This is a genomic window from Micrococcus sp. KRD128, from assembly GCF_017168395.1.
GTDB lineage: Bacteria > Actinomycetota > Actinomycetes > Actinomycetales > Micrococcaceae > Micrococcus > Micrococcus luteus.
The window spans coordinates 417,737-427,400 of sequence record NZ_JABFAX010000015.1; the positions used below are offsets into that span (position 1 = coordinate 417,737).

General features: G+C 72.8%; 9 protein-coding genes. 5 read left to right on the top strand and 4 right to left on the bottom strand.

Translation table 11 applies throughout. From position 1 onward, the window contains the following. The 4 genes from J1M44_RS11755 to pgsA form a co-directional block, all read left to right on the top strand. Positions 1-1,012, top strand: a 1,012-nt coding sequence (locus J1M44_RS11755) for an OB-fold nucleic acid binding domain-containing protein (RefSeq protein WP_241252884.1), incomplete at its 5' end; no start/stop codon positions are given. Between the two features lie 109 nt (positions 1,013-1,121). Further along, complete coding sequence (thrS, locus tag J1M44_RS08175; protein ID WP_020624765.1) at positions 1,122-3,140, top strand: threonine--tRNA ligase; 2,019 nt, start codon at positions 1,122-1,124, stop codon at positions 3,138-3,140. Beyond that, a complete protein-coding gene (locus J1M44_RS08180; RefSeq protein ID WP_020624764.1) occupies positions 3,137-3,817 on the top strand; it encodes an HIT family protein in 681 nt (226 codons plus the stop codon). Before thrS ends, J1M44_RS08180 begins: the two co-directional genes overlap by 4 nt. Further along, positions 3,817-4,428: a phosphatidylinositol phosphate synthase gene (pgsA, locus tag J1M44_RS08185; RefSeq protein WP_144824125.1), complete on the top strand. Its 612-nt coding sequence runs from the start codon at positions 3,817-3,819 to the stop codon at positions 4,426-4,428. The genes J1M44_RS08180 and pgsA overlap by 1 nt, the downstream gene beginning before the upstream one ends. 24 nt (positions 4,429-4,452) lie before the next feature. Here the strand turns inward: pgsA and ybaK are convergent, their stop codons facing one another. From ybaK to J1M44_RS08200, 3 genes are read right to left on the bottom strand one after another with little or no spacing between them, the layout of a single operon-like run. Continuing rightward, on the bottom strand, positions 4,453-4,971 hold the full coding sequence (gene ybaK, locus J1M44_RS08190; RefSeq protein ID WP_144824123.1) for a Cys-tRNA(Pro) deacylase: 519 nt from the start codon (positions 4,969-4,971) through the stop codon (positions 4,453-4,455). Between the two features lie 7 nt (positions 4,972-4,978). After that, entirely contained in the window at positions 4,979-5,437 is a 459-nt protein-coding gene (locus J1M44_RS08195) for a SufE family protein (protein ID WP_004167585.1), read from the bottom strand. Between the two features lie 36 nt (positions 5,438-5,473). Continuing rightward, positions 5,474-6,367 (bottom strand): sulfurtransferase, encoded by an 894-nt coding sequence (locus J1M44_RS08200; protein WP_004167584.1) that lies wholly within the window; start codon positions 6,365-6,367, stop codon positions 5,474-5,476. 223 nt (positions 6,368-6,590) lie between these two features. Between J1M44_RS08200 and zapE the strand changes: the two genes are divergently transcribed. Continuing rightward, positions 6,591-7,646 carry a cell division protein ZapE gene (gene zapE, locus J1M44_RS08205; protein WP_036340820.1) on the top strand — a complete coding sequence of 352 codons (1,056 nt, stop codon included), beginning with the start codon at positions 6,591-6,593 and terminating at the stop codon, positions 7,644-7,646. Positions 7,647-7,831: 185 nt separating this feature from the next. On the opposite strand, the gene J1M44_RS08210 is transcribed toward zapE, so the two are convergent. Continuing rightward, on the bottom strand, positions 7,832-9,664 hold a 1,833-nt coding region (locus J1M44_RS08210; RefSeq protein ID WP_206480841.1), incomplete at its 5' end, for an IucA/IucC family protein.

Genomic DNA, 9,664 nt, shown 5'->3' on the forward strand with positions numbered 1-9,664 from the left:
AGCCGAGACCGACCGCCTCGACACCGGCCGCCCCTACCGCTCCCTCGCCGACGTCCGCGACCGCGCCCGCCCCACCGCCCGCAACCTCGAACGCCTCGCCCAGCTCGGCGCCCTCGACTGCCTCCTCCCACCCGGCGGCGCCTCCCGCACCGACCTCGTCCACCACCTCGAACTCCAGCACTCCACCACCCGCGGCACCGCCCCCGGCCGCACCGCCCCGCGCTCGCGGTCCGCCCGTCCGCGGCAGGTGGAGGGCCAGCTGGCCCTGGACCTGCCGGACACCGAGCTCACCGCCCTCGCCCCGCTCTTCCCGGACCCGGGCCCGGCCGCCCGGGTCCGCACCGAGCTGGAGCTCACCGCCCTGGACGTCACCGCCCACCTCATGGACTCCCACGCCCCGTACCTGGACGCGCTCGGCGTCACCCGGGCGAAGGACCTGCTCGGGCTGCGCACGCAGTCCCGGGTGCTCGTGGCCGGGGTGCGCGTGGCCACCCAGACCCCGCCCATGCGCAGCGGCAAGCGGGTGGTGTTCCTCTCCGTGGACGACGGCACCGGCTGCGTGGACGCCTCCTTCTTCACCGAGGCCCAGCACGCCTCCGGGGAGATGCTCTTCTCCGCCCGCCTCCTGCTGATCGAGGGCACCGTCCGGCGCACCGGCGACCGGGCCGTGTCCGTCCAGGCCGTGCGCGCCTGGGACCTGCACCGGCCCGAGACGCTCCCGGACCCCGACTACCTGGACGCCACTCGGCAGCAGTGGCGGGACTGGCTCGCGGCGGACCGCCGTGCCGCCGCCGCGCGCCGCAGCGGCCGGGCGGGCACCGGGGCGCAGCCCCTGCCGGACATCCCGCACCACGGCACGGGCGGCTGGCCCGTGAAGGTGCGCACCGACGTCGGGCCGGCCGGCGGGGCCCGCCCCGGCCGCACGGCACCCGATCGGCCCGCGCCGGAGCACACCCCGATCCCGGTGCCCCACCCGGAGACGTGGGAGCTGCTGCCCACCCCGGACAGATGAGACCGTCCGCCTCCGTGCCCCGCCGTCCGGCCGCGCCCCTAGAATGGGACGCGGCCGACGGTGGCCCCCGTACGCCACCGATCCCGAAGCCAGACCTCGAAGGAGCACCGTGTCGGAGCCGAAGAACATCCTGCTGACCGTGGACGGAGAGCTGCGGGAGGTGACGCACGGCACCACCGGCCTCGACCTCTTCCGCGAGAAGCCGACCACCGCCGTCATGCGGGTGGACGGCCTGCTCTGGGACCTGGCCCGCGAGATCCCCGCCGGCGCGTCCGTCGAGTCGGTGGACATCACGGAGCCCGAGGGCCTCGAGGTGCTGCGGCACTCCACCGCCCACGTGATGGCCCAGGCCGTGCAGCAGCTGCGCCCGGGCGCCAAGCTCGGCATCGGCCCGTACATCACGGACGGCTTCTACTTCGACTTCGACGTCGACGAGCCCTTCACCCCCGAGGACCTCAAGCAGATCTCCTCGCTCATGCAGAAGATCGTGAAGTCCGGCCAGACCTTCCGCCGCCGCGTCGTGGACGAGGAGACCGCCCGCGCCGAGATGGCGGACGAGCCCTACAAGCTCGAGCTGCTCGGCAAGAAGGACGCCGCGGACACCGCCGGCGAGGGCGCCTCCGTGGAGGTCGGGGCCGGGGAGATCACCGTCTACGACAACGTGGACCGCAAGACCGGCGACGCCGTGTGGTGCGACCTCTGCCGCGGCCCGCACCTGCCCTCCACCAAGCTCATCGGCAACGGCTTCGCACTCACCCGCTCCGCCGCCGCCTACTGGCTCGGCAACGAGAAGAACAAGCAGCTGCAGCGCATCTACGGCACCGCCTGGGCCAGCAAGGACGACCTCAAGGCCTACCAGGAGCGCCTCGCCGAGGCCGAGCGCCGCGACCACCGCAAGCTCGGCGCCGAGCTGGATCTCTTCTCCTTCCCGGACGAGCTCGGCTCCGGCCTGCCCGTGTTCCACCCGCGCGGCGGCATCATCCGCAAGGAGATGGAGGACTACTCCCGTCGGCGCCACACCGAGGCCGGCTACGAGTTCGTCTACACCCCGCACATCACCAAGCAGCACCTCTACGAGGTGTCCGGCCACCTCGACTGGTACGCGGACGGCATGTTCCCGCCCATGCACATCGACGAGGTCCGTGATCCCGAGACCGGCGAGATCACGCGCCAGGGCCAGAACTACTACCTCAAGCCGATGAACTGCCCCATGCACAACCTGATCTACCGCTCCCGGGGCCGGTCCTACCGTGAGCTGCCGCTGCGGCTGTTCGAGTTCGGCTCCGTGTACCGGTACGAGAAGTCCGGCGTGGTCCACGGGCTCACGCGCGTGCGCGGCATGACCCAGGACGATGCCCACATCTACTGCACCCGCGAGCAGATGAAGGAGGAGCTGACCACCACGCTCAACTTCGTCCTCGACCTGCTCAAGGACTACGGCCTCAACGACTTCTACCTCGAGCTCTCCACCAAGGACCCGGAGAAGTTCGTCGGCTCCGACGAGATCTGGGAGGAGGCCACCCGCACCCTCGCCGAGGTCGCGGAGGCCTCCGGTCTGCAGCTCGTCCCGGACCCGGGCGGCGCCGCGTTCTACGGCCCGAAGATCTCGGTCCAGGCCCGGGACGCCATCGGCCGCACGTGGCAGATGTCCACCATCCAGCTGGACTTCAACCTGCCCGAGCGCTTCGACCTCGAGTACCAGGCCGCCGACGGGACCCGTCAGCGCCCCGTGATGATCCACCGCGCCCTCTTCGGCTCCATCGAGCGCTTCCTGGGCGTCCTCACCGAGCACTACGCCGGCGCGTTCCCGGCCTGGCTCGCCCCGGAACAGGTCGTGGCCATCCCCGTGGCCGAGGCATTCAACGACTACCTGGACGACGTCGTCGCGAAGCTGCGCGCCGAGGGGATCCGGGCGCGCCTGGACGACTCCTCGGACCGCTTCCCGAAGAAGATCCGCACGGCGGCCAAGGAGAAGGCGCCGTTCGTGCTGATCGCCGGCGGCGAGGACAGGGACGCGAACGCCGTGTCCTTCCGCTTCCGCGACGGCACCCAGGACAACGGCGTGCCGGTGGAGGAGGCGATCGAACGCATCGTGAAGGCGGTGCGCGAGCGCGAGGTCACCCCATGACCAGCCCCGGCACCGGCGGATCCGACGCGCGGGCGCAGGCCCGCGCGTCGGCGGACGCCGCCGCCACGGACGGCTTCGAGCTGCCCGGCGCCCCGGACGCCTTCGAGCGGTTCTGGAACGCCCACCGCATGGCGTACGTCTCCAAGGGGACGGGCCAGGTCAAGGACGAGCACACCTGCCCGTTCTGCGCGGCCCCGCAGCGCGACGATGAGGACTCCCTCATCGTCCACCGCGGCCGCACCGCCTACGTGGTGCTGAACCTGTACCCGTACAACCCCGGCCACCTGCTCGTCTGCCCCTACCGCCACGTGCCCCTGTACACGGACACCACCACGGAGGAGGCCGCCGAGATGGCGGAGCTGACCCAGACGGCGATGCTCGCCCTCGGCCAGGCCGCCGACGCGTCCGGCTACAACCTCGGCATGAACCAGGGGGCGGTGGCCGGCGCCGGGATCGCGGCCCATCTGCACCAGCACGTGGTGCCGCGGTGGACCGGCGACGGCAACTTCCTGCCGATCATCGCCCGGACCAAGAACATGTCGCAGACCCTGGGGGAGACCCGGCAGATCCTCGCGGACGTCTGGGACCGGGCCGCCCAGGACCACGCCGCGCGCCAGGCGGCCAACGCCCGTGCCGCGGCCGAGCATCCTCGCCCGGGGGCCGGAGACCCCGCCTGATGCTGGACCGTCACGCGCGCGACCTCACCACCCGCCTGTTCACCCCGGTGGCCCGTACGCTCCTGCGGGCCGGGGTCAGTCCGGACACCGTGACGGTCGTGGGCACGCTCGGCGTGAGCCTGGGCGCGCTCGTGCTCTTCCCCCTGGGGCACCTGTTCTGGGGCACGCTCTTCATCACCGCGTTCGTGTTCTCGGACCTGGTGGACGGGATCATGGCGCGTGAGGCCGGGTCCACCGGCCGCTGGGGCGCGTTCCTCGACTCCACCCTGGACCGCGTGCAGGACGCGGCCGTGTTCCTCGGGTTGTGCCTGTGGGGCTTCGGCGTCGGCGCCGCACCCGTGGTCGGCGCGCTCTCGGCGGCCTGCCTCGCCCTGGGCATGCTCGTCTCCTACGTGCGTGCCAAGGCGGAGGCCCTCGGCTGGAACGCGCACGTGGGCATCGCCGAGCGCGCCGAACGGCTCGTGGCCACCCTCGTGGTCGCCGGTCTCACCGGCCTCGGTCTGCCCCCGGTCGTCCTGGCCGTCACCCTCGGGCTGCTCGCCGCCGCCTCCTTGGTCACCGTCGGCCAGCGCATGGCCGTGGTACGCCGCCAGGCACGCGACGACGCCTGACCGGCCCGCCGCCGAACCCGCCCGTCAGCCCGCCGCGATCTCCGCGACGACGGCGCCCGTCACCCGCACGAGGTCGGCGGGCGCGATCTCCACATCCAGGCCGCGTTGCCCGCCGGAGACGTACATGAGCTCCGCGTCGAGAGCGGAGGAGTCCAGGACGACGGGGTGGGGCCGGCGCTGGCCCAGGGGCGAGACGCCGCCCCGCACGTAGCCGGTCCGGCGTTCGACGACGGCCAGATCGGCCAGGGCGAGCCGCTTGACGCCCAGCACCGCGGCGGCGGCCCGCAGGTCCAGCTGCCCGGACACGGGCACCACGCATGCGGCGAGCGCGCCGTCGGGGTCCGCCACCATCAGCGTCTTGAACAGGCGCTCGGCGGGCACGCTCAAGGCCCGGGCGACCTGGACGCCGAACCGCTCGCCGCCGGCGTCGAGGGCCACGTCGAAGGTGTGCAGCCGATACGGGACCCCGGCGGCCTCGAGGGCGGCGACGGCCGGCGTGGCCGCCCCGTGCCGGGCGCCGCGATCCTTCTTGCGCTGGCCCACGGCGGACTCAGGCGATCCCGGCCTGCTCGCGCACGTTGCGCTTGATGCGGCCGAGCATGGCGGACATGCCGCGCAGCCGCAGGGGGGTGAGTGCCTTGGCCAGACCGAGGCGGGTGGGGATGTCCTCGGGCACGTCGAGGACCTCGAGGGCGCTCAGCCCGTCCAGGCCCTGGGTGAGCACGGAGGCGAAGCCGCGCGTGGTGGGCGCCTCCGGGGGAGCGGTGATGAAGAGGCGGACCGGGGCCTGCGGGCCGGGCTCCCCCTCGAGCTCGACAGCCAGGAACAGCGGGGTCTGACACTCCACGACCTGCTCCATCTCGGCCTCGTGGCCGTCGTAGCGCTCCGGCAGCGCCGGCAGCTCGTCCGAGAACTCCAGCAGCAGCTCGAGCTTCTCGGGATCGGGCACCCCGGCGAAGTCGTCGATGATCTCGGCCAGGGCGGCGGGCACGGCGTGGTTCTCGGTCATGGTGTCCCAGTCTAGTGATCCACGCCGTGCCGGGGCTCAGCGCGCGGGGGCCTCGCCCGGCTCTTCGCCGACGGCGATCGGCAGGCGCACGGCGTTGCCCCACTCGGTCCAGGAGCCGTCGTAGTTGCGGACGTCCTCGTGGCCGAGCAGGTACTTGAGTACGAACCACGTGTGGGAGGACCGCTCGCCGATGCGGCAGTAGGCGATCACGTCGTCGCCCTCCTGCAGCCCGGCGCCGGTGCGGTAGACCTGCTCCAGCTCGGCGCGGGACTTGAAGGTGCCGTCCTCGTTGGCCGCGGACGCCCACGGCACGGACGCCGCCGTGGGGATGTGGCCGCCGCGCAGGGTGCCCTCCTGCGGGTAGCCGGCCATGTGCGTGGTCTCGCCCGTGTACTCGGGACGGGAGCGGACGTCGATCAGCGGGGTGGTCCCGATGGCCTTGAGGACGTCCTCGCGGGCGGCGCGCTCGGTGTGGTCGTCACGCTCGATCACCGGGTACTCGGCCCGGGCCACGGTCGGGACCTCGCGGGTGGTCTCGCGTCCCTCCGCGATCCACTTGTCACGGCCGCCGTCCATCAGGCGCAGGTCCTCATGGCCGTAGAGGGTGAACACCCACAGGGCGTAGGCGGCCCACCAGTTGGACTTGTCGCCGTAGAACACCACCGTGGTGTCCCGGGAGATCCCCTTGGAGGCGGCGAGCTCGGCGAAGGCCTCGGGGCCGACGAAGTCGCGGCTGACGGGGTCGTTGAGCTCGGTGTGCCAGTCGACGCGCTGGGCGCCGGGGATGTGGCCGGTGGAGTAGAGGAGAGCGTCCTCGTTGGACTCGAGGACCACGACGTCCTCGTCGCCGACATGGTCGGCGACCCACTGCGTGGACACCAGCTTCTCGGGGTGGGCGTACTCGGAGAACTTCGCGGCGGTATCGGTCATGGCACTGCCTTCCTTCGCGTCGGGGCGGGCCCGCACGGGCCCGGGGCGGGCGGCACGACGACGGCGGGTTCCGTGTCCGTGCCCTGCGCGCCAGATTACGGCACGTCGGTGTCACGTAAGAGGGTAGGGGCCCCTCAGTCCGGGACACGCGAGGTCACATGGGTCGGGTCCACGGCCCGATAGCATGGCCCGGAATCCCCGTCGTCGACCCTGGGAGTGTCCCGTGGCTCAGATCGTCCACCTCGCCGACCGTTCGCCGCAGGTCACCCCGGACCAGCTGCTGGCCGGCTTCCACCCGTCGTACCGCTTCGGGACGGTGTCCTTCGACACCTACATCCCGGACCCCGCGCACCCCTCGCAGGCACAGGCCGTGGAGCGGCTGCGCCGGTTCGCGGCAGACCTCGGCCGGGGCGGCTCGGGCGGCGGGTTCCTCGGCGGCCTGTTCGGCGGGAAGAAGCGGGCGGCGGGGCCGGCCGGCATCTACCTCGACGGCGGCTTCGGCGTCGGCAAGACCCACCTGCTGGCCTCGACGTGGCACGCGGCCCCCGGGCCCAAGGCGTTCGGCACGTTCGTGGAGTACACCAACCTCGTGGGCGCCCTGTCCTTCCGCAAGGCGGTGGACGAGCTCAAGGAGTACACCCTCGTGTGCATCGACGAGTTCGAGCTCGACGACCCGGGGGACACCGTGCTGATGTCCCGGCTCATGCGCGAGCTGGCCGACGCCGGCGTGCGCCTGGTGGCGACATCCAACACCCTGCCGGGCTCGCTCGGCGAGGGGCGCTTCGCGGCGCAGGACTTCAAGCGCGAGATCCAGGTCCTGGCCGACCAGTTCGAGGTCATCCGCGTGGACGGCGAGGACTATCGCCACCGCGGCCTCTCTGCCGCTCCGTCGCCGCTGGACGACGCCGCCGTCGAGGCCACCGCCCAGGAGAACTTCCCCGACGCGGGCGTGCTCGCCGTGGACGACTTCGCGGACCTCACCGCGATGCTCTCCCGCGTGCATCCCTCCCGCTACCGCGAGCTCGTCAAGGACGTGGACGTGCTCGCCCTCCACGACGTGCACACCATCACGGAGCAGGCCACGGCCCTGCGCTTCGTGGTGTTCGCGGACCGCCTGTACGACAAGGACGTGCCCGTCCTCGCCTCCGGCGTGCCCTTCGACGCCCTGTTCACGCAGGAGATGATGCACGGCGGGTACATGAAGAAGTACTTCCGCACGGTCTCCCGCATGACCGCCCTGGTCCGGGAGGGCCAGACGGGCGTGGCCGAGCACAAGTGAGCCACCGCCCCTGACCGGCACCATCATGGCGCGCACCCGAGGCGGGTGCGCGCCGTCGCCGTGTGCGGGGCAGGGTCAGCGCGCCCACCCAGTGCACAATGCTCCGGCAGGCCGTGCCGCGTGCGGGTCCCGGTGGCAACGGCTCGCCGCGTCACCCGTCTCCGGCCCGGTCCACGCGTCCGTGCTCATGCCGCGGTGTCCTGCCGGATCTCCGCCAGCGCGCGGCGCAGCGGTGCGGCCACCGGGTTGGCCAGGCGACCGGCATAGAGCAGCGAGCCCGACGGGTCCGTCAGGTCCACCATCTGCGTGGCGTTCCGCAGCTGCAGCCGGTTCAGGCACGAGTGCGCGAAGTCCTCCGCATCCAGGCCGAGGCGCTCCACATCTGCGACCCCCAGGGCCGTGTACTCGGCGAGGGCCCGCCCCACCACGGCGTAGAACTCCTCCGCCGGCAGCAGGGCGTCCGCGTCCATCACGTCGGCCAGATGGCGCAGCACGCCGTCCAGCATGTCCGTGAAGAAGGAGAGGGAGAGGTCCTCATCGGTGAGGTCGATGCGGATGCGCCGGGTCTGCTCCGTGAGCGGGACGCCGTCCGCGCCGACCACCACCTCCTCCCCGATGTCCTTGAGGAAGGCGCCGGTGACCCGTCCCTCGCGCAGGCGGAGCACGATGTTCTCCCCGTGGGGCATGAACACGGTCGAGTACGCGGCGGCCAGGTGCACCAGCGGGGTCACGTAGGCCGTGACCACCCCGTGCAGCCACTGCGCCGCCGTCAGCCCCGAGCGCTCCACGAGCGCCCCCGCCACGGAGCGGCCCTCGCCGTCCCGGTGCAGCAGCGCCGCCATGGTCATGACCCGCTCGCCCTCCGCCAGGCGCGGCAGCGGACTCTCCCGCCACAGGGCGGCGAGCATCTTCGTGTGAGGACCCTTCGAGCCCACGGCATGGAAGGCGTCCCCGGTGTACCCGGCCGAGGCGTACTCCCGCAGCACCCCGAAGCCCCACCTCGCGAGCAGGGGGTCGGAGTCCACGAGGTCGGCCACCAACGCGTTGATCGCCGGGGTGACGGACATGTACGCGGGGGAGAGGCCGCGCACGAACCCCATGTTCTGCACGGACAACGCCGTCTTCAGCTGCGGGGCGTGCGGGTCGCTCGCGTTGAACAGGGTGCGCACCGCCTGCATGGCCGTGAACGCGTCCGGGTCTTCGCCCACGTGCACCAGCCGCCCCGCGGCGAGGTCGGGGGCGAACGCCACCTGGATCCGGTGCTCCCACTGCCACGGATGCACCGGGATCAGCGTGTACGCCTCCGGATCGACGTCGAGCGCCGCCGCCCGCTCCGCCCACAGGCCCGCCACCGCCGCGGTGATCGGCGCAGGCGGCGCCGGCACGGCGGCGCCCGCGCTCGCGGTACCGGGCCAGGTCCACCGTCCCCCGAGCTCGGAGGGGAACGCGAGCCACACCGGGTGCAGCGCCCGCCCGCCCTCGGGGGCGAACATCGCGTACTCCGTGGCCCCCCAGCCGATGCGGCCGTTGGTGGCCACGAAGCCCGGGTGTCCCTCGCTCATGGCGGCCTCCACCGCCGTGTAGTCCGCGTCCACCAGGTCGGCGGCGGACGGGCGCTCGCCGGCCAGGGTGTGGCACCGGGCGGCGAAGGTGGAGGCGAGCTCCTCGAGATAGACGTCCAGCGCCTCGCCGGCCAGCCCGAGCACCTCGGCCGCGTCGAGGACGAAGCGGTCGACGGCCACCGCGTCCGGATCCCCGGCACGGCACACCGAGTCCGGATCCACGCCGAGGTGCTCGAGCGGGAGGGCACGCGCGGTGAACGTCCACCGCACCCCGCCCAGGGTCAGCGTGTAGGCGTGGCGGCCGGCGTCGTCGACCCGCTCGCCGCGCACCGGCGTCAGGAGCCGCTCATGGGTGAACTCGCGGATCGCCTTGGCGACGAGCAGCCTGTGGGCGTGCCGGGCGGTCGGCGCCGTCAGCGCGTCCAGGCGGGACGGGGAGGACGGGGGGACGGGGGT